The sequence below is a fragment of the Yoonia sp. genome, assembly GCF_036770585.1.
GTDB lineage: Bacteria > Pseudomonadota > Alphaproteobacteria > Rhodobacterales > Rhodobacteraceae > Yoonia.
In genome coordinates this window covers 1-24,208 of sequence record NZ_DAIPIW010000020.1, presented here as the reverse complement: position 1 = coordinate 24,208, position 24,208 = coordinate 1, and the positions used below count along the sequence as shown (strand labels likewise).

At 61.9% G+C, this 24,208-nt stretch carries 28 protein-coding genes; 11 read left to right on the top strand and 17 right to left on the bottom strand.

Going from position 1 to position 24,208, the window contains the following annotated elements:
- Positions 1 to 85: 85 nt before the first annotated feature.
- Positions 86 to 1,216, bottom strand: coding sequence for a hypothetical protein (locus tag V7N12_RS05635; protein ID WP_333713286.1), 1,131 nt, complete (start codon positions 1,214 to 1,216; stop codon positions 86 to 88).
- 231 nt (positions 1,217 to 1,447) lie between these two features.
- Between V7N12_RS05635 and V7N12_RS05630 the strand changes: the two genes are divergently transcribed.
- The gene (locus V7N12_RS05630; protein WP_333713285.1) at positions 1,448 to 2,653 is read left to right on the top strand and encodes a bifunctional alpha/beta hydrolase/OsmC family protein; all 1,206 of its coding nucleotides are present in this window, start codon (positions 1,448 to 1,450) and stop codon (positions 2,651 to 2,653) included.
- A 55-nt stretch (positions 2,654 to 2,708) separates the two neighbouring features.
- Here the strand turns inward: V7N12_RS05630 and V7N12_RS05625 are convergent, their stop codons facing one another.
- Both V7N12_RS05625 and V7N12_RS05620 read right to left on the bottom strand, forming a co-directional pair.
- Positions 2,709 to 3,314, bottom strand: a complete 606-nt coding sequence (locus V7N12_RS05625; protein ID WP_333713284.1) for a biotin transporter BioY — start codon at positions 3,312 to 3,314, stop codon at positions 2,709 to 2,711.
- An 80-nt stretch (positions 3,315 to 3,394) separates the two neighbouring features.
- Entirely contained in the window at positions 3,395 to 3,811 is a 417-nt protein-coding gene (locus tag V7N12_RS05620) for a DUF6314 family protein (protein ID WP_333713283.1), read from the bottom strand.
- Positions 3,812 to 3,915: 104 nt separating this feature from the next.
- Between V7N12_RS05620 and purB the strand changes: the two genes are divergently transcribed.
- Positions 3,916 to 5,220, top strand: coding sequence for an adenylosuccinate lyase (gene purB, locus V7N12_RS05615; RefSeq protein ID WP_333713282.1), 1,305 nt, complete (start codon positions 3,916 to 3,918; stop codon positions 5,218 to 5,220).
- A gap of 63 nt (positions 5,221 to 5,283) precedes the next feature.
- Here the strand turns inward: purB and V7N12_RS05610 are convergent, their stop codons facing one another.
- Together V7N12_RS05610 and V7N12_RS05605 are read right to left on the bottom strand one after the other, a co-directional pair.
- On the bottom strand, positions 5,284 to 5,940 hold the full coding sequence (locus V7N12_RS05610) for an acyl-homoserine-lactone synthase (RefSeq protein WP_333713281.1): 657 nt from the start codon (positions 5,938 to 5,940) through the stop codon (positions 5,284 to 5,286).
- A gap of 124 nt (positions 5,941 to 6,064) precedes the next feature.
- On the bottom strand, positions 6,065 to 6,673 hold the full coding sequence (locus tag V7N12_RS05605; protein WP_333713280.1) for a helix-turn-helix transcriptional regulator: 609 nt from the start codon (positions 6,671 to 6,673) through the stop codon (positions 6,065 to 6,067).
- Between the two features lie 230 nt (positions 6,674 to 6,903).
- Between V7N12_RS05605 and V7N12_RS05600 the strand changes: the two genes are divergently transcribed.
- Genes V7N12_RS05600 through V7N12_RS05575 form a run of 6 tightly spaced genes read left to right on the top strand, consistent with a single transcriptional unit; the run spans position 6,904 to position 10,564 of the window.
- A complete protein-coding gene (locus tag V7N12_RS05600) occupies positions 6,904 to 7,305 on the top strand; it encodes an autoinducer binding domain-containing protein (RefSeq protein WP_333713279.1) in 402 nt (133 codons plus the stop codon).
- A 51-nt stretch (positions 7,306 to 7,356) separates the two neighbouring features.
- Complete coding sequence (locus tag V7N12_RS05595; protein WP_333713278.1) at positions 7,357 to 8,388, top strand: FliG C-terminal domain-containing protein; 1,032 nt, start codon at positions 7,357 to 7,359, stop codon at positions 8,386 to 8,388.
- A gap of 48 nt (positions 8,389 to 8,436) precedes the next feature.
- Positions 8,437 to 8,787: a ScnB-like protein gene (locus V7N12_RS05590; protein WP_333713277.1), complete on the top strand. Its 351-nt coding sequence runs from the start codon at positions 8,437 to 8,439 to the stop codon at positions 8,785 to 8,787.
- 10 nt (positions 8,788 to 8,797) lie between these two features.
- Positions 8,798 to 9,067, top strand: coding sequence for an SH3-like domain-containing protein (locus V7N12_RS05585; RefSeq protein ID WP_333713303.1), 270 nt, complete (start codon positions 8,798 to 8,800; stop codon positions 9,065 to 9,067).
- Entirely contained in the window at positions 9,057 to 9,704 is a 648-nt protein-coding gene (gene nthA / locus V7N12_RS05580) for a nitrile hydratase subunit alpha (RefSeq protein WP_333713276.1), read from the top strand. Before V7N12_RS05585 ends, nthA begins: the two co-directional genes overlap by 11 nt.
- Complete coding sequence (locus V7N12_RS05575) at positions 9,701 to 10,564, top strand: lysophospholipid acyltransferase family protein (protein WP_333713275.1); 864 nt, start codon at positions 9,701 to 9,703, stop codon at positions 10,562 to 10,564. Before nthA ends, V7N12_RS05575 begins: the two co-directional genes overlap by 4 nt.
- Before the next feature lie 2 nt (positions 10,565 to 10,566).
- On the opposite strand, the gene V7N12_RS05570 is transcribed toward V7N12_RS05575, so the two are convergent.
- A complete protein-coding gene (locus V7N12_RS05570) occupies positions 10,567 to 11,259 on the bottom strand; it encodes a DUF1223 domain-containing protein (RefSeq protein WP_333713274.1) in 693 nt (230 codons plus the stop codon).
- Between the two features lie 227 nt (positions 11,260 to 11,486).
- Between V7N12_RS05570 and acnA the strand changes: the two genes are divergently transcribed.
- Both acnA and V7N12_RS05560 read left to right on the top strand, forming a co-directional pair.
- Positions 11,487 to 14,237, top strand: coding sequence for an aconitate hydratase AcnA (gene acnA, locus V7N12_RS05565; protein ID WP_333713273.1), 2,751 nt, complete (start codon positions 11,487 to 11,489; stop codon positions 14,235 to 14,237).
- 180 nt (positions 14,238 to 14,417) lie between these two features.
- Positions 14,418 to 15,515: an alginate lyase family protein gene (locus V7N12_RS05560; protein ID WP_333713272.1), complete on the top strand. Its 1,098-nt coding sequence runs from the start codon at positions 14,418 to 14,420 to the stop codon at positions 15,513 to 15,515.
- 45 nt (positions 15,516 to 15,560) lie between these two features.
- Here the strand turns inward: V7N12_RS05560 and V7N12_RS05555 are convergent, their stop codons facing one another.
- The 11 genes from V7N12_RS05555 to V7N12_RS05505 all read right to left on the bottom strand — a co-directional run bounded on the left by V7N12_RS05555 (position 15,561) and on the right by V7N12_RS05505 (position 22,862).
- Entirely contained in the window at positions 15,561 to 16,097 is a 537-nt protein-coding gene (locus V7N12_RS05555) for a DsbE family thiol:disulfide interchange protein (RefSeq protein WP_333713271.1), read from the bottom strand.
- The gene (gene ccmD / locus V7N12_RS05550) at positions 16,090 to 16,233 is read right to left on the bottom strand and encodes a heme exporter protein CcmD (RefSeq protein ID WP_333713270.1); all 144 of its coding nucleotides are present in this window, start codon (positions 16,231 to 16,233) and stop codon (positions 16,090 to 16,092) included. Before ccmD ends, V7N12_RS05555 begins: the two co-directional genes overlap by 8 nt.
- On the bottom strand, positions 16,226 to 16,972 hold the full coding sequence (gene ccmC / locus V7N12_RS05545; RefSeq protein ID WP_333713269.1) for a heme ABC transporter permease CcmC: 747 nt from the start codon (positions 16,970 to 16,972) through the stop codon (positions 16,226 to 16,228). Before ccmC ends, ccmD begins: the two co-directional genes overlap by 8 nt.
- A 42-nt stretch (positions 16,973 to 17,014) precedes the next feature.
- Positions 17,015 to 17,671: a heme exporter protein CcmB gene (gene ccmB / locus V7N12_RS05540; RefSeq protein WP_333713267.1), complete on the bottom strand. Its 657-nt coding sequence runs from the start codon at positions 17,669 to 17,671 to the stop codon at positions 17,015 to 17,017.
- Positions 17,668 to 18,282 carry a heme ABC exporter ATP-binding protein CcmA gene (gene ccmA / locus V7N12_RS05535; RefSeq protein WP_333713266.1) on the bottom strand — a complete coding sequence of 205 codons (615 nt, stop codon included), beginning with the start codon at positions 18,280 to 18,282 and terminating at the stop codon, positions 17,668 to 17,670. Before ccmA ends, ccmB begins: the two co-directional genes overlap by 4 nt.
- Positions 18,282 to 18,635, bottom strand: a complete 354-nt coding sequence (locus V7N12_RS05530) for an Mth938-like domain-containing protein (RefSeq protein ID WP_333713264.1) — start codon at positions 18,633 to 18,635, stop codon at positions 18,282 to 18,284. The genes ccmA and V7N12_RS05530 overlap by 1 nt, the downstream gene beginning before the upstream one ends.
- A 9-nt stretch (positions 18,636 to 18,644) precedes the next feature.
- Complete coding sequence (gene secF, locus V7N12_RS05525) at positions 18,645 to 19,613, bottom strand: protein translocase subunit SecF (RefSeq protein ID WP_333713263.1); 969 nt, start codon at positions 19,611 to 19,613, stop codon at positions 18,645 to 18,647.
- 1 nt (position 19,614) lies between these two features.
- On the bottom strand, positions 19,615 to 21,276 hold the full coding sequence (secD, locus tag V7N12_RS05520; protein WP_333713262.1) for a protein translocase subunit SecD: 1,662 nt from the start codon (positions 21,274 to 21,276) through the stop codon (positions 19,615 to 19,617).
- A 25-nt stretch (positions 21,277 to 21,301) separates the two neighbouring features.
- Positions 21,302 to 21,583 (bottom strand): preprotein translocase subunit YajC, encoded by a 282-nt coding sequence (yajC, locus tag V7N12_RS05515; protein ID WP_333713260.1) that lies wholly within the window; start codon positions 21,581 to 21,583, stop codon positions 21,302 to 21,304.
- Between the two features lie 373 nt (positions 21,584 to 21,956).
- Positions 21,957 to 22,235 carry a hypothetical protein gene (locus tag V7N12_RS05510; protein ID WP_333713259.1) on the bottom strand — a complete coding sequence of 93 codons (279 nt, stop codon included), beginning with the start codon at positions 22,233 to 22,235 and terminating at the stop codon, positions 21,957 to 21,959.
- A 33-nt stretch (positions 22,236 to 22,268) separates the two neighbouring features.
- The gene (locus tag V7N12_RS05505; RefSeq protein ID WP_333713258.1) at positions 22,269 to 22,862 is read right to left on the bottom strand and encodes a hypothetical protein; all 594 of its coding nucleotides are present in this window, start codon (positions 22,860 to 22,862) and stop codon (positions 22,269 to 22,271) included.
- Between the two features lie 109 nt (positions 22,863 to 22,971).
- Here V7N12_RS05505 and serS point away from each other — a divergent pair.
- Positions 22,972 to 24,208, top strand: a 1,237-nt coding sequence (gene serS / locus V7N12_RS05500) for a serine--tRNA ligase (protein ID WP_333713256.1), incomplete at its 3' end; no start/stop codon positions are given.

The window sequence follows — 24,208 nt, the reverse complement described above, 5'->3', positions numbered from 1 at the left end:
ACACTCTGGCGGGGCTCTTTCGTCAGGGTGCCCCCCCGGTGTCATGCCCCGTGTCATGCCCGTGTCACGCCCCGTGTCATGGGGGCTACCTATTGCCGCTCCCCGTCTCGTCGGCAGGCAACATGCTGGGGTCGACAGGCAGGCGGCGTGGCTGCACTGTGAAAGGCCCGGGCGCGATCACATCTGCGACACGCTCCCTGATCCCAAAGACCCTTTTGTTGAAGCGGGTCTGACACCAGATTTGCAAGCGGCGCAAGCGCCCCTGCGGCCCTTGATCGACGGTCTGGAAAAGGCCGGTGGCCTCTTCTCCGGCAGTTTCCAGAAGCTGCCTGACCAATTCACGGTCCTGCTGCAACATGAAGGCCAGAACCGAAAACCCCGACCAATACGGCTTTCGGCGTGATGCGCCCTTCGCCAGCGTCAGGAACAGCATGTCACTCAACGCGAGGGCAAAAAGATCGGACAACATATCAAGGTTCGCTGAAAATGCATCACCATGCGCAGGACCATGCAGCGGCTTGCCGCCCAGATCGGGGATATCCGAAATGCTCAATACCGTCGCGCTGCGCGGCAAGATCAGCCGCGCCGCAGCCTTGACGGCGGCATTGTCTGAACAGATCAGCACCTTGCGGCCATGCACGAAGGGCCAAAGCGAAATCAAAAAGCGGATGTAGGGCGACCGGTAGTCCGTGTGGCGGATGTGAATCGCATCATAACCGACCCCCAGCGGTTTGAGCCGCGCCACAATCTGCTGGGCGATTTCAGGCCGCAAACGCATCCGCCGCAGCGCCCGAAAGGAAATGATCCCACCGCCTGCCTGCGCGAAGAACAGAACCTGTGCCCGGTAGTCACGCTCGAAATCAAAGCAGAGCAAGGCTCCGGTTTCCGCATCGCATTTGGCAAGCAGCTTGCTGTTCCAAGCCCCTCTGATGCTGGACATCTTGTGCCGTGCCACCGGCGGATAAACCGAGTCCAAGGCGTCAAGTTCGGCGCCGATCGCCTCGGTCCAAATATGGACCTTGATGCCTGATACCTCGGGCATCAGGAACAGCGCATCAAACTGCATCTTTATGCCCGAGTGGCTTGTATCGAGGATGATATCGCGACCGTGCGCCTCGGCATAGGCAAAACAATGCTCCATCTGAACAAGCATGTCGTTAAAGCCAGCATAGGCCCGCACCACAAGGTAGCGGCGGTCCGGATCAATCACGCCCACTGGTTATCCTTCACAATTCGGCTTGCTTGACATGCACATCCTGAAGCTCGCTGCCGACTGTATGTTTCGGGGACTGCGCCGAAAAACAATTCTTCCGTCAAGCCGTGCCCGTAGCGGTCGCGATGTAACATCTCTCACCTTGCCGCGAAAGTACGGAATTGGCGTTGTGTGACACTGCTGCCCCGCCCATGTCTGGTTCAGCACCATGTCTGACAAAGGAAGGGGACCGCAATGCCAACAGAGAAACTCAGCTTTACTGGCCACGCCGGAGACACCCTTGATGCGCGGCTGGACCTGCCGCAGGGGCCGCATCTGGCGACAGCGCTCTTTGCGCATTGTTTTACCTGTTCCAAGGACCTGAAAGCCGCGCGGCGCATCGCGGGGCGTCTGGCGGCCATGGGCATTGCCGTTCTGCGGTTCGATTTCACCGGCCTCGGCCATTCAGGGGGCGAGTTCGAGAAGACCAGCTTTACCTCGAACGTGGATGATCTGGTCGCCGCCGCAAGGGCGTTGACTGACCGCGGCATGGCACCTTCACTGATCCTCGGCCACTCGCTGGGTGGGGCTGCCGTGCTGAAGGCCGCCGCGCAGATCGACAGCCTGAAGGCCGTCGTCACCATCGGCGCCCCCTTCGATCCGTCCCATGTGACCCATAACTTCGCCGATGCCCTGCCCGAGATCGTCGACAAGGGCGTGGCCGAGGTCACACTTGGCGGTAGGCCCTTCCGCATTGGCAAAAGCTTTGTCGAAGATGTCAGCCAAGCCTCGCTGAAAGAAGCGGTGGGCAAATTGCGCGCGGCCCTTCTGGTCCTGCACGCCCCGCGCGATGTGACGGTCGGGATCGAGAACGCATCAGAGATCTTTCTTGCCGCAAAGCACCCCAAAAGCTTTGTGACCCTTGATGACGCCGACCACCTGATCACCAATCCGGCCGACGCGGAATATGCCGCCGAGGTGATCGCCGCGTGGTCAAAACGCTATTTGCAATTGCCCGATGCGGAAAAGACTGACACCGTCCCCGAAGGCGTCCTGCGCGTGACCGAAGCCGACCCATCGGGCTTTCTTCAGGACATCCAGTCCGGCACGCACCACATTCTAGCCGATGAACCCGCCAAATTCGGCGGGACCGACAAGGGGCTGACGCCCTATGGTCTGGTCTCGGCGGGGCTCGGGGCCTGCACCGCGATGACGATCCGCATGTATGCGCGGCGCAAGGGCTGGCCGCTTTCAGGTGTCAGCGTCGATATCACCCACGCGAAAGAACATGCCGCCGATGCTGCCGACCCCGGCGCGAAGGTCGATCATTTCGCGCGCCTGATCCGTCTTGAGGGCAACCTCACCGACGATCAGCGCCAGCGCCTGCTTGAGATTGCCGACAAATGCCCCGTGCATCGCACGCTGGAACGGTCCGCGACAGTCACGACCCAACTGGCATGAAAAAGGCGCTGCGAGTCGCAGCGCCTTTCCCGAAACCTTCGTGTGGCCCGCTTGCTTACTTGCGGGCGTCGCCGACCAGCTTCCAGATGGCGGGCAGCAGCAAAGCGGCCAGAGCCAGCTTCAGCGCATCACCGATCAGGAAGGGCGTCAGACCCCACTGCAGGATCGGCTGGTCGAAACCGTAAAGCACGCCCAACCATGCCACACCCGGCAGATAGATGATCACGTTGCCCAGCAACATCGCCAGCGCCATCTTGCCCATCGACCGGTCCCAGCCGGCCCGCGCGGCAAAGCCCAAGGCCAGCGTGGCAAGCACATAGCCCACCAGATAGCCGCCGGTGCTGCCCATCATGTAGTTGATACCGTTCAGATCGGCGGTCGAGCTTTGGAAGATATCAAAACCCAACATCCCCACGATCATATAACCCAGAATGGTCGTCAGCCCCAGACGCGGGCCATAGGCTGCACCGATGGTCAGCACCGCGAAAGTGCCCATGTTCATCGCAACAGGGCTCCCGGGAACGGGCACCTTGATCTTGGCCGCGATCGCCAGCACGGCGATGCCCAGCACCACCATGGCCACCTGCTTGATCCGCAGCGCGGTTCCCGTGGACGGGCCGTAGACCTCGGTCAAGACTTTGTCATTCAATGCGAGGGCCATGGGCGCTCTCCCCTGTTTTTTGGACTTCCTGCGCTTGTTTCTGCCCCATGCCGCCACGGGGCGCAAGCGCGTTGGCGGTCTCAGGCGCGGCGATAGCGGGTGACCGACCGGTAATCCTTGCGCGGCCCCTGCACTTCCCATGTCACCTGCCAGTCCGGAAACGCAGAAAAGTCATAAGTGCCGCGATAGAGATCCTCACCACACAGATGCGGTGTGGCCTCGGGTTCACCTGTGCGCGCAAAGCTGTGAAAGGGCGCGCCATCGGCATGGGCAACCTGCACATCCGTGTCTGTGAAATGCCACAGATAGCCGCGCTCGGCCCTGATCGGCGCGCCACCGGCAAAGCGCAGGGTCCCGCTTTCATGGTATCGCAGCCCATCGCCTTCGGCGGTGAACCTTGCCAGACCTTCCAGCCTGCCGCTGTCGCGCAGCCGGAAATCACTGATCTCGCGCGTGATGCGCCAGTCCCCCAGAAAATCCGCAGCACCCAGTATCACGTGCCCTACCCTGCCATAAGGTCAACTCTTGCTTGAGGGTTCGCCCCCGCCCCCTTATGACGCGAGGCGAAACCCCTGCCCACCCCCCTGTCAAGGTGCTGCCCATGATCCCCCGCTATTCCCGCCCCGAAATGACCGCCATCTGGGACCCCGCCACCAAGTTCCGCATCTGGTACGAGATCGAGGCGCACGCCTGTGACGCGCAGGCCGAACTGGGGGTGATCCCGAAAGCGAACGCCGCGGCCGTCTGGAAAGCCAAGGATGTCGATTTCGACGTCGCCCGCATCGACGAGATCGAGGCCGTCACCAAACACGATGTGATCGCCTTTCTGACCCATCTGGCCGAACACATCGGGTCCGAGGACGCGCGCTTCGTGCATCAGGGGATGACCTCGTCGGATGTGCTGGACACGACGCTGAACGTCCAGCTAGTGCGCGCCGCCGATATCCTGATCGCCGACATGGACCGCGTGCTGGCCGCGCTGAAAGCCCGCGCGTTTCAGCACAAGGACACCGTCCGCATCGGTCGCAGCCACGGGATCCACGCCGAACCCACCACCATGGGCCTGACCTTCGCGCGCTTTTATGCCGAGATGGACCGTGGCCGCGCCCGTCTGGTCAATGCGCGCGAAGAAATCGCCACCGGCGCGATCTCGGGCGCTGTCGGCACCTTCGCCAATATCGACCCTTTCGTCGAGGAACACGTCTGCGCGAAACTGGGCCTCAAGCCCGAACCGATCAGCACGCAAGTCATCCCGCGTGACCGCCACGCGATGTTCTTTGCAACATTGGGCGTCATCGCCAGCAGCATCGAAAACATCGCCATCGAAATCCGCCACATGCAACGGACCGAGGTGCTGGAAGCCGAGGAATTCTTTTCCGCGGGCCAGAAGGGGTCATCGGCGATGCCGCACAAGCGCAATCCGGTCCTGACCGAGAACCTGACGGGTCTCGCCCGTCTGGTGCGGATGTCGGTGATGCCTGCGATGGAAAACGTGGCCCTCTGGCATGAACGCGACATCAGCCATTCCTCGGTCGAGCGCGCCATCGGACCCGACACGACAATCACGCTGGATTTCGCGTTGAACCGACTGGCGGGCGTGATTGAAAAGCTGGTGATCTACCCTGACAACATGCTGGCAAACATGAACAAGTTCCGCGGTCTGGTCATGTCCCAGCGCGTCTTGCTTGCCCTGACGCAGGCCGGCGTCAGCCGTGAAGACGCCTATCGCCTTGTCCAGCGCAACGCGATGCGGGTCTGGGAGGAAGGCAAGGACTTCAAGACCGAACTGCTGTCCGATCCTGATGTCCTTGCCGCACTTTCCGCCGAACAGATCGAAGAAAAATTCGATCTCGGCTATCACCTGAAGCACGTGGATACCATCTTTAGGCGCGTCTTTCAGGATTGATGCGCCAAGACGTCTCCAACGGGGCGTGTGGGTCGTAACCCCTGAGAAGTGATAGGCCGGTCCTTAGGCGGCAGAGCTTTGTGCGCCGAAATCAGGCCGCAGCACTTTGGCGTCCTGTGACTGGCGCTTCGCCGTGATGCCGGCCAGCTTGCCCTTCATCGCGACATACTTGCGGTTGTCATGCGCGTTCACGTAAGGCTCGCCAATCGGGTAGACCGGATAGCCGATGGTGCGCATGGTGCGCGCGAAGACCGGGGGACACAGCGCCATGATCTCGGTCGCGCCATGGGCCTCGGCCTGACGGCAGACACCGTCCAGCAACATACCCAGACATTGCGAGCGCTCTTTGTGTGTGCCGACCTCGTCGGAGATGACGATCCGTGTCGCTTCCCAGATGTTGGGATCGATTTCGGCCTCGGGCAGGATGTCCTGCGGAATGCCGATCAGCTTGCCGTCCACCGCGTCACGCAGCATGTAGGTATGTGACCCCCATTGCGCCGTCGTCGCCATGGTGCGCATCCCGCCGACGACCTTGCCGTCTTTCAGTGCAAGCGAGTAAAACGCCTTAGGGTTGTCGTATTGATCCATCTCGACCTCGTCGTCATGCGGGATATCCCACCCCAACTGATCGACGAAGAACTGCTTGCGCAGCGCAAGATAGTCAAAGAATGCTGTGCCGTACTTGTGCAGTTCGGTCAGGTTGAACGTAATATTTTCCATGTGCTTCCCTCAGGTTGTCCAGAACACTAAGGGGTGACCCCACATCCACCCCTGCCAGAATACATCCGGCAGAGGAAACTTAACCTTAATTGTTCATTAATGGAAAAGAAACTCGGCCAATCGGTCAGATTAGCCCGTATTGGTTCGCCAATGCCGCAGCTTGCGACCCCGTTTTTGCCCCAAGTTTCCGCTTGGCGTTCCGCAGGCGCTGTTTGACGGCGCCTTCGCTGACGCTCAACCTGTGCGCGATTTCCTTCAGGCGCAGCCCATCGCCGACCATGCCCAGCGCCTCAAGCTCGGCGGTTGTCAGATTCGTGGGAGGCGCGGCCTCTTTGTGGCGCCGCCGCAGATATGCAAGCAGCAGTTTCGATTCCAGCTGGGTGAATTCGCGATCGGCTCGCGCAAAAGATGCAAAAGACCGCTGCGCATTGGTGCCTGATTCGAAGACCGAGACAACGACCCCATAGCGCAAACCGAAGTTGTTGGCCTGCGACATGATCTGGCGCGGGTCATCGATGTTAAGCTGTGACCAGGGACAGGTTCCGACATTGCCATAGGCCCAGCGCAAGACCGGATCAAACAGACCAAAGCCGTTCGCCGTATAGTGGTTGACCCACTCTTGCGGCAGTTCGTTCACCTCTTCCATCGGGAAGGCGAAACCAATCCGCAAAGCGACGTAAAAGCCTGCCGGAGCCAGTTGTCTAATCTCGTCTAGTCCGAGAAGATCTGACATACTTCTCCCTCGCGTGATGGTGTGGCATAATACAAAGTCACTGTCGCATCAATCCAATTAAGTCTAGGATGGGAACAGCTTCGAAAAGCTCTTGTGTCGAATGTGATCACTCTAGCTGCATCTAAGGGTTGAGTATACCGATGTCTAACAGTGAAAATTCCGTCAGCGAAGCATTGGGACGCCTCCACAAGATCAGTCCTGCAGGTTACGCGCTCGGATTTCACATTCGGATGATGGCGCCGACCTATGTGTTCCAGACCTACCCCAAGGAATGGCTGGACCATTATTCAAGCCAGGGACTGCTGATGGTCGACCCGATGGTTGCCTGGGGTTTCGTCAACGAGGGGACCGAGCGGTGGTCAAATCTGGATGACAGTTCCGGCGTCATGGCGACGGCGGCCGACTATGGCATGAAGTTCGGCATCGTGATCGCGGTTGTCACCGAAAACAGCCGCAGCCTTGGCGGATTGGCCCGCTCTGACCGCGAGTTCACCGAAGAAGAGGTCGCCCAGATCGTGGCCGAGGTTCGGTTGATCCATGACGCCACGGCAGGGGCATCCACCCTGTCGCCTGAAATTCTGGCCCATCTCAAGAAGATGGCCGTGATGGTGACCCACCCCGGTTCCCGATAGACCCGTGGAATCGTAACGCGGCCTTTACGTCTGTCCCGCTAAGAGACGGGTATGGATGATGTATCGGACACCCGGATCAGCAAACGCCGCAAAGCTGCGGCAATCGTGCAGCTCATGGTTGCAGGTGGCGATGTGCCCGCGCTCAGCACGCTGCCCGAATCATTGCAGACCGCGCTGACCGACGAGCTGGGCGGATTGCGCAGCATCGATCGGGACCAGCTCGACCAGATCATCGCCGAATTCACGCAAGAGGTGGACAGCATCGGCCTGACCGCACCGGGCTCTCGCGATGGCGCGATCGAAACGCTGGCCGATCACCTTAGTCAGCCTCTGGCCGGTCGGTTGCGCAAGCAGCTTGCCTCGTTTCGCGACGGTGACCATTGGCCGACCATCGCCGCCCTTCCGGACGACCGGCTGGTGGCTCTTCTGGATGCCGAAAGCATCGAAATCGGCGCGGTCGCCCTGTCGAAGATACCCATATCCAAGGCGGCCTATGCCCTGACCAAGCTGACCGGTGACCGCGCGCGGCAGATCACCTATGCCATGCAAAAGACCGCCGATATCGGGCCTGACGCGGTCCGCCGCATCGGGGCCGCCCTGGCAGAGGCTTATGGCTATCCCGCCCCCCGCGCCTTTGACAAGGCGCCGGTGCAGCGTCTTGGCGCGATCCTCAACGCCACGCAGACCGACACGCGCGAAGACCTGCTTGCGGGGCTCGAAGCCAGGGATCAGCCCTTTGCCAGCGACGTGCGCAAGGCGATCTTCACCTTCAAGGACATCGCGCCGCGCGTCCGGGAAACCGATGTGCCGACCTGCATCCGGTCGGTGGATGGTGCGGTCCTTGTCACGGCCCTCGCCGCGGCCCTGTCGGGCGACGAACCGCTTGTCGCCTCGGCCGAATTCATCCTCGCCAGCCTGTCACAGCGGATGGCCACGCAATTGCGCGATGACGTCGCTGATCGGGGCCGGGTCCGCAAAGACGCGGGCGAGGCCGCCATGGCCGAGATCACCAAGGCCATTCGCGAATTGGTCGACCAGGACATGATCAAACTGAAAGACCCCGACGAACAGCCCGACGACTGACCAGAGTTTCTGATTCACCATGCCACGGATTTGATCTATTCTCGGCCCATGACAAAGACCACGGACAGTTTCACCGGCCGGCGATGGCATGACATGGGCGGCACACCGGCCGGACCGGTCCCCCGCGACGACCACGATTTCGCGCTTTGGGAAAAGCGGGTCGATGCCCTGATGGTGATCGCCTCGTCCAAGGGCCATTTCACCGTCGACGGCTTGCGCCGCGTGCTTGAGGATATGGGCGAAGCAGCCTTCGAAACCATGACCTACTACGAACGCTGGATCGCCGCGGTGAACCAGAACCTGATCGAGGCGGGGGTCTATACCACCGCCGAACTGGCCGCGAAGATGTCCGATGTGGCCGCGCGTGGCCCGACCTACGGCGAGGCCGCAAGTGAGTGAGCGTCAGTATATGCGCGTCCACGACCACATGCCGCCGGGCCATGTGCGCACGCCCGCCTACCTGCGGGGCAAGACCGGTTGGGTCGAACGCACCCTGGGGCCGTTTCACAACCCCGAAGACCTCGCCTACCGCCACAAGGGCACACCACTGCCCCTGTTGCGCGTCCGCTTCACCATGGACGAGGTTTGGGGCGATGCGGCCGAAAACCCGGCCGACACGCTGGATGCGGAAATCTACGCCCATTGGCTTGCACCGGTAGAGACGCCCCATGCCCCATGATCACCACCACGACCACCTCTCGCCGTCGGGGCATCCTTATCGCCCGGATGACGACCACCCGCTGACTTATTGGCAGCAGATGGAAATCGCGGTGCGCGAATTGCTGATCGAGAAAGGCGTGACCACCGCCGCCGAGATCAACGCCCAGATCGGGGCGATGGATGCGCGCTCGCCCGCGGACGGGGCGCGCGTGGTGGCGCGCGTATGGACCGACGATGCGTTCCGCGAGGCGCTGCTGGCAGACGCCAGCGCCGCCACCCGCGCCATGGGGTGCGACATCGGCCCGATGCAGCTGATCGCCCTGGAAAACACCGAAGATGTGCACAATGTCGTCGTCTGCACGCTTTGCTCTTGTTATCCGCGCAACCTGCTGGGCCTGCCGCCCGATTGGTACAAGTCGCGCGCCTACCGGTCGCGCACCGTGAAAGAGCCGCGCAAGGTGCTTGCGGAATTTGGCGTCACCCTGCCCGACAGCACGACAATCCGTGTCCATGACAGCACCGCCGACATGCGCTATGTCGTCATCCCGCGCCGCCCGGAGGGGACGAAAAGCATGAACGAGGATCAACTGGCCGCCCTTGTCACCCGTGACAGCATGATCGGCACAGGTCTTGCGAAAGCACCCCGGGACAGGTGAGCACGACAGTCGCAAATGCCAAGGATTGGGCCTCGGACAGGGCGATCCGCTTGCTGATAGGGTGGCTGTCCCGCCAGCCTTACGACAGGCGCATGCCGCGCATGGGCAGGCTCTTTCAAAGCTATCTCGGCCCGATGACCGGCTATACCGATCGCGCCGCGCGCAATCTTGCCCTGGTCTATCCGCAGATGCCCGCAGACCAGCGCCGCGCGATGGCCAAGGCCATCTGCGACAATGTCGGGCGAACCTTCATGGAGTTCTATTCCTACACCGAGTTCACCGCCCATGTGCAAAAGCTGACCCCGACCGGCGCCGGTCTTGCCCATATCGCCGCCGCGAAGGAACAGGGCCTGCCCGTCATCTTCGCCGCCACCCATTTCGGCAACCCCGAGGCAGCACGGCACGGGCTGACGGCCATGGGCTACAGGATCGGCAGCCTCTATCGCCCGATGTCGAATCCCTACTTCAACGAGCTTTACGTCGGTGCGCTCGAATCGCTGGGTGCGCCCTGTTTCCAACAAGGGTCGCAAGGGACAATGGCCTTTGTCCGGCACCTGAAACGCGGGGGCATGGCGGCGCTCTATTTCGACGTGGCTGCGGGCGATGCGCGCCTGCCCTTCATGGGGCATCCCGCCAAGACCGCGACATCCCTCGGCGAAATCGCGATCCGCACCAAGGCGCTGGTCATTCCCTATTTCGGCATCCGGCAGCCCGACGGCCTGACCTTCCAGATCGAGGTCGAGGAACCGGTCCCCCATACGACGCCCGAAGAGATGATGCTGGCGCTGAACGCGCGGCTGGAGGCGCAGATCGCGCGGCATCCCGAACAATGGTTCTGGGTGCACAGGCGCTGGAAGTAGCGCTAGCGCATCTGGGCGGCACCGACGATGGGTCCGTAACCGGCGTGCTGGATCAGCACCGCGACCGCGTCATCCCCGCTGACGGTCGCGACGGTATTCAGAGCCGTCCGCCCGTCCCAGCTTCCCAGCACATCCCAGGCCGTCACGATATTGGCATAGGTCAATGTGCGGCCCGCGTTCTCGCCCCGCTTGATCTCGACGGTCGCGCGCGGCAGGAACCGGACAAGCTGGACGACATATTCGCCCGCAGGGCCCGCGGCGGCGCGGATCGTCACCTGACCGCCGCTGCGGATCAGGCGGACATCGAATATCTGCCCGCGCGCACGATGCGCCTCGATCGCCTCGGCGACTTTCATGCCGCGCGACCCGACGACCTGGTCCTGACCGTTAAGAACCATTTGCGGTGTATAGACGGTGGTCACCTGCGCGGCCCGGGCATAGGCGTGCTGGCGCTGGGTATATTCGGGCCGCCCGAAAATATCCTTCCAGCCGATGTAGTCCCAATAATCCACATGCAGCGCCAGTGCGATCACATCCTCACGGTCTGCCAGATCGAGCAGGATCTCATCCGCAGGCGGGCAGGAGGCGCAGCCTTGCGAGGTGTAAAGCTCGACCACAACCGGCCCGTTCTGCGCGAATGCCGAAGGTGCCTGCATCAGAACCAGAAACGAGAGGGTTGCGAGAATTGCGCGCATCGGTGGACCTTCATATGTCTGTGGCCATATCGGTCTAGATAGCTTTACCTGAAATAGCCAATCAACCAATTGCGAGTGCGGGCAGCGCATTGTTTCAGCAAGGATCAGAGTTGAACTGCATTGTGTGCAATGGTATACATTTCGGGAAACCAGCAAGATTCGGAAGGTTCGCGTGACAGTGCCGTCCCGCCGATCCGCCCCAGAAGACAGCCAAGAAAGGGAACAACATGCCAATTACCGTCGGCAAGGATACCGCCAAGACACGCAAGACGCTGACCGTCGGCGACCAATCCGTCGCCTATTATTCCATCCCGGCGGCCGAGGCTGCGGGCCTGGGCGATTTCTCGAAGCTGCCCGCCGCGCTGAAGGTGGTGCTTGAAAACCTGCTGCGGTTCGAGGACGGCGGCTTTTCGGTCTCCGTCGATGATATCAAGGCATTTTCGGAATGGGCCGAGAAGGGTGGCCGGAACCCCCGCGAGATCGCCTACCGCCCTGCCCGCGTGCTGATGCAGGACTTCACCGGCGTGCCGGCCGTGGTCGACCTTGCCGCCATGCGCGACGGCATCGTCGCCTTGGGTGGCGACGCCCAGCAGATCAACCCGCTGAACCCTGTCGATCTTGTCATCGACCACTCGGTCATGATCGACGAATTCGGCAACCCCCGCGCCTTCCAGATGAACGTGGACCGCGAGTATGAACGCAACATGGAACGCTACCAGTTCCTCAAATGGGGTCAGGGTGCCTTCAACAACTTCCGCGTCGTGCCCCCCGGGACCGGTATCTGCCATCAGGTGAACCTCGAATACCTTGCCCAGACCGTCTGGACCGACACCGACCAGAACGGCGACACCGTTGCCTACCCGGACACGCTTGTCGGCACCGACAGCCACACCACCATGGTCAACGGTCTGGCCGTTCTCGGCTGGGGCGTCGGCGGGATCGAGGCCGAGGCGGCCATGCTCGGCCAGCCGGTGTCCATGCTGATCCCCGAAGTCGTCGGCTTCGAGCTGACCGGCCAGATGGTCGAAGGCACGACAGGGACCGACCTTGTGTTGAAAGTGGTCGAGATGCTGCGCAAGCTGGGCGTTGTCGGCAAATTCGTCGAATTCTACGGCGAAGGTCTGGACCGTCTGCCCCTGGCCGACCGCGCGACCATCGCCAATATGGCGCCCGAATATGGCGCGACCTGCGGCTTCTTCCCGATCGACAACGAGACCCTGCGCTACCTGCGCAACACCGGCCGCGACGAGGACCGCATCGCGCTGGTCGAAGCCTACGCCAAGGAAAACGGCTTCTGGCGCGACGCGGGGTATGCGCCGATCTATACCGACACGCTGCATCTGGACATGGGCACGATCGTGCCTGCGATCTCGGGCCCGAAGCGTCCGCAGGACTATACCCCGCTGAACATGGCCGCCGCGTCCTTCCTCGATGTCGTCAGCGAATATCGCGGTGTGGATAGCAGCAAGGCCGCCGATGAAATGGCCGCCGAAGGCCCCGCCCCGACCGAACCCGCAGACCCGCGCAAGTATCAGGCGGTGAAGGGTGAAGACTACAAGCTGCGCGACGGGTCGGTTGTGATCGCCTCGATCACCTCGTGCACCAATACCTCGAACCCCTACGTGATGATCGGTGCCGGTCTGGTCGCCCGCAAGGCGCGTGCGCTGGGCCTGAACCGCAAGCCATGGGTCAAGACCTCGCTGGCCCCGGGATCGCAGGTTGTGTCGGAATACCTCGAGGCTGCGGGCCTGCAGGAAGACCTCGACGCCATCGGCTTCAACCTTGTGGGCTACGGCTGCACCACCTGCATCGGCAATTCGGGCCCGATCCAGAAGGAATTGTCCGAGGCGATTGCCGAGGGCGACCTGATCGCCACCTCGGTTCTGTCAGGCAACCGCAACTTCGAGGGCCGCATCTCGCCCGACGTGCGCGCCAACTACCTTGCCTCGCCGCCACTGGTCGTGGCCTATGCGCTGGCCGGTGACATGAACATTGATCTGACCAACGATCCATTGGGCCACGACAAGGACGGCAACCCCGTCTACCTCAAGGACATCTGGCCCACCTCGGCCGAGATCAACGCATTGGTGGAAAAGACCGTCACCCGCGAGGCCTTCATCAAGAAATACGCCGACGTCTTCAAGGGCGACGAAAAGTGGCAGGCGGTCGAAACCTCGACCGGCGAGACCTACGACTGGCCTGCGGCCTCGACCTATGTCCAGAACCCGCCCTATTTCCAGGGCATGGGCAAGGAGGCCGGATCGATCAAGGATGTCGTGGGCGCCAAGGTGCTGGCGGTGCTGGGCGATATGGTCACCACCGACCACATTTCCCCCGCCGGATCCTTCAAGGACACCACCCCCGCCGGCAAGTATCTGCTTGACCGTCAGGTGCCCGTGCGCGAGTTCAACTCTTACGGGTCGCGGCGCGGCAACCACGAGGTGATGATGCGCGGCACCTTCGCCAACATCCGCATCAAGAACGAGATGCTGGATGGCGTCGAAGGCGGCTATACCAAAGGCCCCGATGGCAATCAGACCTCGATCTTCGAGGCCTCGATGGCGCATCAGGCCATGGGCACCCCGCTGGTCGTCTTCGGTGGCGAACAATATGGCGCGGGGTCATCGCGTGACTGGGCGGCCAAGGGCACGGCGCTTCTGGGCGTGAAGGCCGTGATCGCCGAGAACTTTGAACGCATCCACCGGTCCAACCTTGTCGGGATGGGCGTGATCCCCTTCGAGTTCACCGGCAATGACACCCGCAAGACGCTGGGCCTGACGGGCGATGAAACCGTCACCATCGAAGGGCTGGAAGACGTCAAGCCGCTGCAAGAGGTGACCGCCAGGATCGAGATGGGCGACGGTTCCGTGAAAGAGGTCACCCTGAGGTGCCGCATCGATACCGCGGTCGAGATCGAATACATCCAGAACGGCGGCGTTCTGCACTACGTGCTGCGGAATTTGGCGAAGGCGGCGTAAGCGCCAAAGTCGGAAAACACGAAAGCCCGGGCAAAGCGTCCCGGGCTTTTTTCTTGACTGGCACGCGCAACCAAGTCCCTTCTGGCCAAGGCACCGCGCCTTGCGGCACTTGCCCGTCAAATTATGGCCATGATAATAGCCTGAACTGGGCCGACCAATCACCGTAAAGAGGAACGGACAGTGAAACCGATTACAGCCCTCGCCCTTGCAGCCACAGTCACGCTGGCCGGATGCCAAACCACGACATCTAGCGCCGAAGTGACGCGAAACGCTTCCGCACCGGCAGTCGCCTTGCTGTCCTTCAACGGCCTCGGGAATTGTCAGGTCAACTTGCGCTCGGTCCCGGCCCCTTGGTTGGTGGTCGATCCGAAAGAGGAATATTACGGTGCAACTTCCGATCCCATGTCGGATGCGCTGGATGGATATGCCGATGCCATCGGACGCCTTGGTGCGGCAGCCTTTCAGTCGGACGCGGCAAAGGACCGTCTGAGGGTCGCCATTCTGTCGTGGGCACAATCCAACGCCATGCAGTGGCCGCGCAACTGGGACGTCGGGCCCGATTCAGGTCCGGCGACGGTCTATTTCACAACTCACACAATGGTGCCCGTCGCCATCGCATATGGCGAGCACCGCGACATCTTTTCGGCCGAGGAACAGGTCGTGATCGAAAGCTGGATGAAGCGGCTTGTCGACCGGACGGGCAATAACGTGTGGATGTCCCGCTGGTCGGTCGACAACAAGGGTTATCTCTGGGCAAGCCTCGCCATGGCCTATGGCATCATCGCCGAGGATGACGCCTATATCCGTCGCGCAACGCGCATCTACCAAGGCGCGATCCGCGCGATGCGATCCGATGGCAGTCTGCCAAACGACAGCGGTCGTGGCGGAAGTGCCGTGCACTACACCAACAAGGCCATCGCCTCGCTGGTCCTGACCGCAGAGCTTGCCGCAGGACAGGGCGTCGACCTCTACAGCTATTCATCAGGGGGCAAGACGATCCACACGGCAATCGATTATCTTGTGCGCGCCACGCAACAGCCCGCGCTGATTGCGGGCTATGCCGCCGAAGATACCGGCGCCAGCTTCCGCGGCTTCGACGCCAATAACCAGAAATTGGACTGGGTCAGAACCAACAGCGCCGCTTGGGGGGCCTATTACATCAAACGGTCCCCGCAGTTGAGCACGGCACAAAACCTGCAACGCGTATCGTCTTTCCTGCGGGCGCCCCGACCTGAAACCGATGCCCCATCGGGGGGAATTCCGCGCTGCCTTGCCTAAGGTGTCAAATGCCAAGGTGCGTCGGTGGACTCTCACCGACGCGCCTTACTCCATCGCCTTCGCCAATTCCGGCAGGAACCGTTGCTCATAATCCGACCCCACCAGCGGCCCGACGAACCGGAACAGCACCGTGCCATCCCCATCCACGATGAACGTCTCCGGCGGAGCGGTCACACCCCAGTCGATGGCGACGCGGCCGCGCAGATCAAAGCCTGTGGCAAAGAACGGGTCGTCGTAGTCAATCAGATACTGCGACGCCTGCGCCTGCTGGTCGCGGAAATTCACGCCGGCGATGCGGTAACCCTGTGCCTCGAGGTCCAGCAGATTGGGATGCTCGGCGCGGCAGGGCGGGCACCAGCTCGCCCAGAAGTTCACGATGGTGATGTCACCGGCCCGCAGATCATCGTCGGTCAGTTGCACCGTGCCCTGCACCGCCTCGACCGGCACCGCTGGTGCGGGATTGCCGACAAATGTCGACGGCAGCTCATCGGGATTATCCCGCATCATGCCGCCGATCGCCAGCCCCGCGAAGGCGGCAAAGATCACCGGCGGCAGGATCATCAGGGGCGAGATCTTAGCCATTGCGTTCGACCTTCTCCAGTGCTGCGCGCACCTTCACGTACCGCCGCCAGCTTGCCCAGATGATCGCTGCCAGCAGGGCAAGACTGACAGCATAGGCCGCCAGCACCTCGGTTGCGTAGGCTCCCAGATCAGGCACGCTGCGCCCTCGCTTCAAGTGCGCGGATACGGCGCGCGCGGATTTCGGTGCGGGTGCGCATCAGCACAAGCGCCAAGAACAAAAGCGCGAAGCCGGCCATGCAGACAAACAGCGGGATGGCGTAGACGTTGCTGACCCGGTCTTGCGTATCGCCGGCGATGGCAGCGGCGCGCATCACCGAGGACCCCTGATGCAGGCCTTGGTTCCAGAAATAGACCGCATAACGCGACAGGATCGCAAAGACCGACCCCACCATGCAAAGCACCGACGTCAGGTCGGCGGCGGTGTCGGGATCCTCGATCGCCTCCCACAGGGCGATATAGCCGAGATAGAACAAAAACAGGATCAGGAACGATGTCAGGCGCGGGTCCCATGCCCAATAGGTGCCCCACATCGGCTGGCCCCAGATGCCGCCCGTGAAAAGCGCGATCAGCGTCATCACCATACCCACCGGCGCCGCCGCCCGCGCCGCAAGGGCCGAGACATGGTGCCGCCGGATCACCCAGATCAATGATGCCACCAGCATCACGATCCAGGCGTTGATCGCCATCAGCGCCGCAGGCACATGCAGGTAGATGATCTTGACGGTAGACCCCTGGCGAAAGTCGTCAGGCGTAAAGAAGAAGCCCCAGACCAGCCCCACCGCGATGGTCGCGATGGACAGCCCAAAGGCCCACGGCAGCACCGGCCGTGTCCAGCCCATGAACTTCTTGGGGTTGGCGTATTCCCACATCGACATGGCCGTTATCTAGTCTCGCACATCGGTCACAACAATCCCCGTTCAGCGCAAGTTGATGCGCAATACCGCCGCAGTCGCAAAGGGCAAAAGGGCGAAACACCCCGCAGTGATCCCGCCCATCAGCATCAACGCACCGGAAGGGTCCAGCCCCTCTGCCCCGCGCCGCACGGCCTCGGCCCCGAAGATCAGCGTCGGCACATAAAGCGGCAGCACCAGCAGTGACAGCAAAAGGCCGCCGCGCCGCAACCCCACCGTCAAGGCCGCCCCGAAAGTGCCGATCATCGACAGCGCGGGCGTCCCGATCAGAAGCGAGACCAGCAGGTAAAAGAATGCCTCGGGCGCAAGGCTCAGCATGAAACCCAGCACCGGCGCGGCGATGGTCAGCGGCAGCCCCGTGGTGATCCAATGGGCAAGCGCCTTGATCATCGCCACCCCCTCCAGCGGCAGGGGCGAGGTGGCCAGCAGCGCCAGCGACCCATCCTCGTGATCCAGCGCGAAGATCCGGTCAAGCGACAGCAGCGCCGCCAGCAAGGACGCCACCCAAAGCACCCCCGGCGCGATCCGCGACAGCACCACGCTATCCGGCCCGACGCCGAAAGGCACCAGCACCACGACGATCAGGAAAAAGGCCAGCCCAAGGCCAAAGCCCCCGCCCGCACGGACCGCCAGCCGCATGTCCCGCCACAAAAGCGCGATCACAGAAAGGCCTCGTCAGACCCGCCGCCTGCATCCGCGGCGGCCTTGTAGGGGGTCAGGTCCAGTTCCGGGGCGGCGAGGCCAAGATCGATATGGGTCGCGATCACCGCAACGCCGCCGCCTGCCAGATGCCTGTTCTGCAACCAATCCGCAAAAAGCCGGACCGAGAACCCGTCAAGCGAGACCGTCGGTTCGTCCAGAAACAGGACCTTGCGCCCGATCACCCCCAGCCGCGCCAGCCCCAGCCTGCGCGTCTGCCCCGCCGAAAGGGTGCCCCCAAGCCGGTCCTTCAGATCGGCCAGATCGAATGTCGCCAACACGTCATCCGGCATCGCCGCGCCATAGACATCGGCCCAGAATTTCAGGTTTTCGGTCACGGTCAGTGCGGTCTTGATCCCGTCGGCGTGGCTGGCATAGGCGCCCTGATCCTCGGGGTAAGCGATGCTGCCCGCGATAGGCGGCTGCAATCCTGCCAGTGTCCGCAGCAGCGTCGTCTTGCCGACCCCGTTCGGCCCGCGCAGGATCAGCGCCTGCCCCGCCGGAACCGCGAAGTGCAGGTTTTCGAGAACCGGCACGCCGCCTCGGGCGCAGGACAGGTCCGTGACGCGCAGCATCAGACCGGCAAGAGTGCGACCGCAACGCGGCGGCCCTCGGACAGCAGGACATTGTAGGTCCGGCAGGCCGCAGGCGAGGCCATGGTTTCCACCCCGATCCCCGCCTCTTCCAGCGCTTCGCGGAAATCCTTCGGCGGATGGGCGATCTCGGCGCCGGTCCCGACGAACAGGACGTCGATATCCGCGACAGCCGAAAGAAGCGTGGCGGTATCCGAGAAACCGCCCCAGACACTGACCCCCGAGGGCAGCACCAGCACGGCGCTATCGTGCCGCTTGCCGCCGACGCGGAAAAAGCCCGGCCCATAGCTGTCGATCGGCACCGCGTCGTTATATCTGATCTCGTTCAGGCGCATGCCGCCCCCTTACGTGTCGATGTGGCCGTAACGTGTGCCCGCGCTGGGGTCTTTCTTGGACCAGTCGCGCTTGACGCCGAGAAACAGCAAAATCGCCGTTGCCACGAAGATCGACGAATAGGTTCCGATCACCACACCCCAGATCATCGCAAAGACGAAACCGCGGATCACGTCGCCACCCAGCACGAACAGGGCGATCAGCGCAAGCAGCGTGGTGCCCGAGGTCATCAACGTCCGGCTCAGCGTTTCGTTGATCGACAGGTTCAGCACCTCTCTCAGCTCTTTCTGCTTGTATTTGCGCAGGTTCTCGCGGACGCGGTCAAAGACGATCACGGTGTCGTTGATCGAATAACCGACGATGGTCAGCAGGGCCGCGATGATCGCCAGATCGAATTTGATCTGCAATTCCGAGAAAATCCCGATGGTCAGGATCACGTCATGGCAAAGCGCCAAGACCGCGCCGACAGCGAACTGCCATTCAAACCGCAGCCAGATGTAAAGCAGGATGGCGATCACCGCCAAAGTGACCGCGATGATCGCCGTCTGGATCAGCTCGCCCGAGACCTTGGGGCCGACGGATTCGACCGATGGGAAAATCATCGTGGGGTCAACCGTCCGCAAGGCGGTCTGGATGTCTTCGATGGTCTCGGAAGCGATCCGTTCATCCCCTTCCTGCGCCTGCACGCGCACCATGGCGACGAACTGGTTGTCGTCGAAGGTCGGATCGAAAACCTCGGCGATTGACACGTCCCCCAGGCCCAATGGTTCGAGTGCGGCGCGATAGGCGGCCACGTTCACCGGCTGCTCGGACTGGGTGCGGATGCTGGTGCCGCCCTGAAAGTCGATCCCGTAGTTCAGACCCTGGATCAGGAAGGACGCAAAGGCAATGACCATGGCGATCATGGAAATCCCCAGCCAGATGCGCGCCCGGCTGAAAAAGTCGATGGAGGTGTCGTCGCGGACAAGTCTCAGACGCATGTCAAACCTCGATAGTCTTGGGGCGGCGGCGCGCGAACCAGATGGAAATCAGAGACCGCGTCACGAAAAGCGCCGTAAAGACCGATGTGATGATGCCGAAGCCCAGCGTCACCGCAAAACCGCTGACCGGACCCGTCCCGATGATGAAGAGAATGACCGCGGTCATGAATGTCGTGAAATTCGCGTCGATGATCGACGAGAGCGCCTTTTCATAGCCCAGTTCAATCGCCCGCGCCGGACCTTTCGCGGTTTTCAGTTCCTCGCGGATACGCTCGAACACGATGACGTTGGCATCGACGGCCATCCCGATGGTCAGCACGATCCCCGCGATGCCCGGCAAGGTCAGGGTGGCCCCCACGACGCTGAGCAGGCCGAAGATCAGCCCGACGTTGATGATCAGCGCGATATTGGCGAAGATGCCGAAAAGCCCGTAACTCAGCGCCATGTAGATCAGGATCCCGATGCCTGCCACGATACAGGCGATCTGGCCCGCCGCGATACTGTCGGCCCCCAGTTCCGGCCCGATGGTGCGTTCCTCGAGGAATTCCAGTTCCGCAGGCAAGGCCCCCGCGCGCAACAGCACCGCAAGGTTCGTCGCTTCCTCGACCGAGAAATTCCCCGTGATGATCCCAGACCCGCCGGGGATATGGCTCTGGATGGTCGGGGCCGAGATCACCTCTTGGTCGAGGACGATGGCGAAAGGATTGCCGATATTTTCAAGCGTATAGTCGCCGAACCTGCGCGCGGCCGAGGTATTGAACCGGAAGGCCACGGCAGGGCGACCGTTTTCGTCGAAGTCGAGTTGCGCGTTCTGCAAATCCTCGCCCGTGACCACCGGACGACGTTCCAGAATGAAATAGACCCCCGGTTGGTCGATCGACGGCAACAGGATGTTCCCGGTCCCGGGCGAGGCATCGGCGTCGGCGGTGCGACCCACGACCGGATTGAAGGTCAGTTGCGCGGTCGTGCCCAAAAGCTCGATGATCTCGCTCGCCGACCCCACACCGGGCACCTGCACAAGGATACGGTCCGACCCCTGCCGCTGGATCGTCGGCTCACGCGTGCCGACCTCGTCGATACGGCGGCGGATGATTTCCAGCGTCTGCATGATCGTGCGTTCGTCCATCGCGGCCATTTCCGCGTCCGACAGCGTGATCGTCAGCAATGTGCCGTCGATGCGCACGTCGATGTTCGTGGCCGCCGCACCGGTGAATGAGGCGACAGGCTGCGCCAGCCCGCGCACGATCTGGAAGGCTTGCGTCGCGCCTGCGGCTTCGGAAATGCGCACGCGCAACTCGGTCGCCGGACTGTCCTCGCGGGTGACGAACCCGACGGTATCGCGTTCCAGCGCAAGCGCGTCGCGCACCGAGGGCCAGAAGCCTTCAAGGAAAGAGGCATGCACATCCTCGACCTGCACCTCGACCAGCAAATGCGCCCCGCCCCGCAAATCAAGCCCGAGATTGACCAGATTGGACGGCAGGAAGTTTGGCCAAAGCGCTGCATCGGCGGCAATCTGGGCATTCGACTGACCGGTTTCGATCAGCGAGACCGCGTCATTGCGCGTCTCGACCCGCGTATAGAATGCATTGGGCAGGGCAAAGAGCAGACCCAAAGCTACCGTCAGCCAGATCATCACGAGTTTGGGAAACGAGATATTCAGCATTTGCTGCGCCTCTTGCCGGCAGAAATCAGGATTTCGCCGGTTCGGTCTTGTTCATGACGGTGGCGATGGTGGATTTGACCACGCGGACCTTGACGCCTTCGGCGATCTCGACCTCGACCTCATTTGCGTCGTCCTTGACCTTGACGATCTTGCCGACAACACCGCCCTGCGTGACCACCTGATCGCCACGGCGCAGGGCCGCCAGCATCGCTGTATGCTCTTTCACCTTCTTCTGCTGCGGACGGATCAGCAGGAAATACATGATCACGAAGATCAACAGGAGCATTATCAGGTCTTCAGGTCTCATTTTCCATCCCTTGTCTGGTCGGCGCCGCAGCCTTCGCAAAGTCGCGGCACATTATGTCCGGGTCACCGGATTGGCAACCGGGCTTAGGCAGCAATCCGTCAGCCTGTCTGCGATGTAGGGGGTGCGGTCCGGTTTGACAATCACGGGCCGCTGGTAATCATTCCGGCACCTCGCCCGGCACAACAAAAAGGCCCCGCAATCTGCGGGGCCTCATGTCGGGAATTCGTGGCAGGGATCAGAACCCCAACGGGAGCAAGCCGCCAAAGTAGGACGGGAAAATCCCCAGGTAACCGTAGCCCAGATCGTCGCGCGCCTCGTGCAGGATGCGCTTGTCCAGCCTTGTCCGGCTGCCCATTTCATAGCTGATCTCCAGCTACAGCGTGTCCACCTCGCCAGTCGGGCCAAGTGACAGACGACCGATGCTGCCTTCAACGGAAACGCCGGGTGCGAATTCATATCCCGCACCCGCGGTCAGGGCACTGTAGTCACCGCCGAACACTTCTTCCGTCGCGCTTTCGACTGCCAAGAAAGCCGAGATTCCACTGCCGAAATCATAGGACCCATTCGCGCCGAAAATGGTGCCATCCGCGTCGGAAATCCCAAAGAAGTAGCCCCGACCGGTAATCGCGCCTGCAGCGTATTGCCCGCTCATGAAATAAAACGTGTCATCAAAGCCGCTTTCATTTTAGGTCTCTACGATCCCGCCGACCGTAACGCCCGACATGACGTCCGCTTCAGCGGCAAGTCGAGTGATACTGAAATCCTCAAAGTCAGAGTCCGGACGGGCGTATGAAGCTGCCACGCCGAATTGGCCGGTATCGTATTGGGCAAAGACGTCGAAGCCGTTGATGCTCTCTGTGTCGGACCCATCAGAAAGACTGATGCCGGTGACAGAGACGCCGATCAGCGCGTCCGGCACGATGAAGTAGCCGGCGCTCAACGAGAAGTTGACAAGCGTCAGGTTGTCCGCCCCGCCCTCATCGAAGCTCGAGGATGACAAGTCGGCGCCGATATAAAACTGGCCGAAAGTCCCTTCGACGGAACCCGACAAGTTCAGCTCCGTCAGTTCATCCGCATCGGCGGTCAGTTTATCATAACTGAGCGAGACATCGGCATAGGAAAGTTCTTGCGCACCGGCAAACGTCGCCGAGACGCAAACAAGTGCAGTCGTGGTTACCAAACGTAGTATGGCATAAGTCCTTTCAATCTGAGAATGCAAAGATCGTCGGGCTTGACCCGCATCCTCGCAAGGCAAAATGGCAGGCTGACGGAAATCCATACCGGCTTGTTGCCCAACAACTTCACTTTCGACGCAGGATTGTCAGTTCACTTACCCACCACAATCAGGCATATCACCGCCACGCAAGGCGCACAAAAGGACCGATACCATGCACGATATCCGCACCATCCGTGACAATCCGGCTGCATTCGATGCCGCGCTGTCTCGTCGTGGGATGGCGCCGGTATCGTCGGACATCCTTGCCATAGACGAGGCGCGCCGCGCCAAGATCCTTGCCGCCGAGACCGCACAGGCCGAGGCGAACAAGGCCGCCAAAGAGGTCGGCGCCGCCAAGGCGCGCGGGGATGACGCCGCATTCGACAGCCTGCGCCGCCTGATGGCCGACAAGAAGGCCGAGATCGCCGCCCTGAACGATGAAGCCAAGGCCGAAGACGCAAAGCTTGCCGACCTGCTGATGGGCTTGCCCAACCTGCCGCAGGACTCGGTTCCTGATGGTGCGGACGAAAACGACAACGTCGAAATCAAGCGTTGGGGCACCCCGCGCACCTTCGATTTCGATCCGGTCGAACACTTCGACATCCCCGCGATCCGTCCGGGCATGGACTTCGAGACTGCCGCGAAACTTTCGGGCAGCCGCTTTGTCCTGCTCTCGGGCGCCGTGGCGCGCCTGCACCGCGCGCTGGCGCAGTTCATGCTGGACACACATGTCGCGGAAAACGGCCTGACCGAGACCATCACCCCCGTGCTGGTGCGCGAGGACATGATGTATGGCACCGGGCAATTGCCGAAATTCGGCGAGGACAGCTATCAGACCACCAACGGCTGGTGGCTGATCCCCACCGCCGAGGTCACCCTGACCAACATCGTCAACGGCCTGACGATCGAGGAAAGCGACCTGCCCCGCCGTTATGTCGCGCATACCCAGTGCTTCCGCTCGGAAGCAGGCAGCGCGGGCCGTGACACATCCGGCATCCTGCGCCAGCACCAGTTCGAAAAGGTCGAGATGGTCAGCGTCACCCGCCCCGAGGACAGCGAGGCCGAACATGCCCGCATGACCCGTTGCGCCGAAGGCATCCTTGAAAAGCTGGACCTGCCTTACCGCACGGTCGTGCTTTGCGCGGGCGATATGGGCGCCGGTGCCACCAAGACCCACGATATCGAGGTCTGGCTGCCCGGGCAGAACACCTACCGCGAGATCAGCTCGGTCTCGGTCTGCGGCGATTATCAGGCCCGGCGCATGAACGCGCGCTACAAACCGGCCGAGGGCGGCAAGCCGCAATTCCTGCATACGCTGAACGGGTCGGGACTGGCGGTGGGGCGGACACTGATCGCGGTGGTCGAGAATGGCCAGCAGGCGGATGGTGCGGTCGATCTGCCGCAGGTGC

Excerpts from the sequence above, each read along its gene's own strand:
- V7N12_RS05630 (WP_333713285.1), top strand. The coding sequence starts at position 1,448 with ATGCCAACAGAGAAACTCAGCTTTACTGGCCACGCCGGAGACACCCTT.
- V7N12_RS05625 (WP_333713284.1), bottom strand. The coding sequence starts at position 3,314 with ATGGCCCTCGCATTGAATGACAAAGTCTTGACCGAGGTCTACGGCCCG.
- purB (WP_333713282.1), top strand. The coding sequence starts at position 3,916 with ATGATCCCCCGCTATTCCCGCCCCGAAATGACCGCCATCTGGGACCCC.
- V7N12_RS05610 (WP_333713281.1), bottom strand. The coding sequence starts at position 5,940 with ATGGAAAATATTACGTTCAACCTGACCGAACTGCACAAGTACGGCACA.
- V7N12_RS05605 (WP_333713280.1), bottom strand. The coding sequence starts at position 6,673 with ATGTCAGATCTTCTCGGACTAGACGAGATTAGACAACTGGCTCCGGCA.
- V7N12_RS05600 (WP_333713279.1), top strand. The coding sequence starts at position 6,904 with ATGATGGCGCCGACCTATGTGTTCCAGACCTACCCCAAGGAATGGCTG.
- V7N12_RS05595 (WP_333713278.1), top strand. The coding sequence starts at position 7,357 with ATGGATGATGTATCGGACACCCGGATCAGCAAACGCCGCAAAGCTGCG.
- V7N12_RS05590 (WP_333713277.1), top strand. The coding sequence starts at position 8,437 with ATGACAAAGACCACGGACAGTTTCACCGGCCGGCGATGGCATGACATG.
- V7N12_RS05585 (WP_333713303.1), top strand. The coding sequence starts at position 8,798 with ATGCGCGTCCACGACCACATGCCGCCGGGCCATGTGCGCACGCCCGCC.
- nthA (WP_333713276.1), top strand. The coding sequence starts at position 9,057 with ATGCCCCATGATCACCACCACGACCACCTCTCGCCGTCGGGGCATCCT.
- V7N12_RS05570 (WP_333713274.1), bottom strand. The coding sequence starts at position 11,259 with ATGCGCGCAATTCTCGCAACCCTCTCGTTTCTGGTTCTGATGCAGGCA.
- acnA (WP_333713273.1), top strand. The coding sequence starts at position 11,487 with ATGCCAATTACCGTCGGCAAGGATACCGCCAAGACACGCAAGACGCTG.
- V7N12_RS05555 (WP_333713271.1), bottom strand. The coding sequence starts at position 16,097 with ATGGCTAAGATCTCGCCCCTGATGATCCTGCCGCCGGTGATCTTTGCC.
- ccmC (WP_333713269.1), bottom strand. The coding sequence starts at position 16,972 with ATGTCGATGTGGGAATACGCCAACCCCAAGAAGTTCATGGGCTGGACA.
- ccmA (WP_333713266.1), bottom strand. The coding sequence starts at position 18,282 with ATGCTGCGCGTCACGGACCTGTCCTGCGCCCGAGGCGGCGTGCCGGTT.
- V7N12_RS05530 (WP_333713264.1), bottom strand. The coding sequence starts at position 18,635 with ATGCGCCTGAACGAGATCAGATATAACGACGCGGTGCCGATCGACAGC.
- secF (WP_333713263.1), bottom strand. The coding sequence starts at position 19,613 with ATGCGTCTGAGACTTGTCCGCGACGACACCTCCATCGACTTTTTCAGC.
- secD (WP_333713262.1), bottom strand. The coding sequence starts at position 21,276 with ATGCTGAATATCTCGTTTCCCAAACTCGTGATGATCTGGCTGACGGTA.
- yajC (WP_333713260.1), bottom strand. The coding sequence starts at position 21,583 with ATGAGACCTGAAGACCTGATAATGCTCCTGTTGATCTTCGTGATCATG.
- V7N12_RS05510 (WP_333713259.1), bottom strand. The coding sequence starts at position 22,235 with ATGAGCGGGCAATACGCTGCAGGCGCGATTACCGGTCGGGGCTACTTC.
- V7N12_RS05505 (WP_333713258.1), bottom strand. The coding sequence starts at position 22,862 with ATGGATTTCCGTCAGCCTGCCATTTTGCCTTGCGAGGATGCGGGTCAA.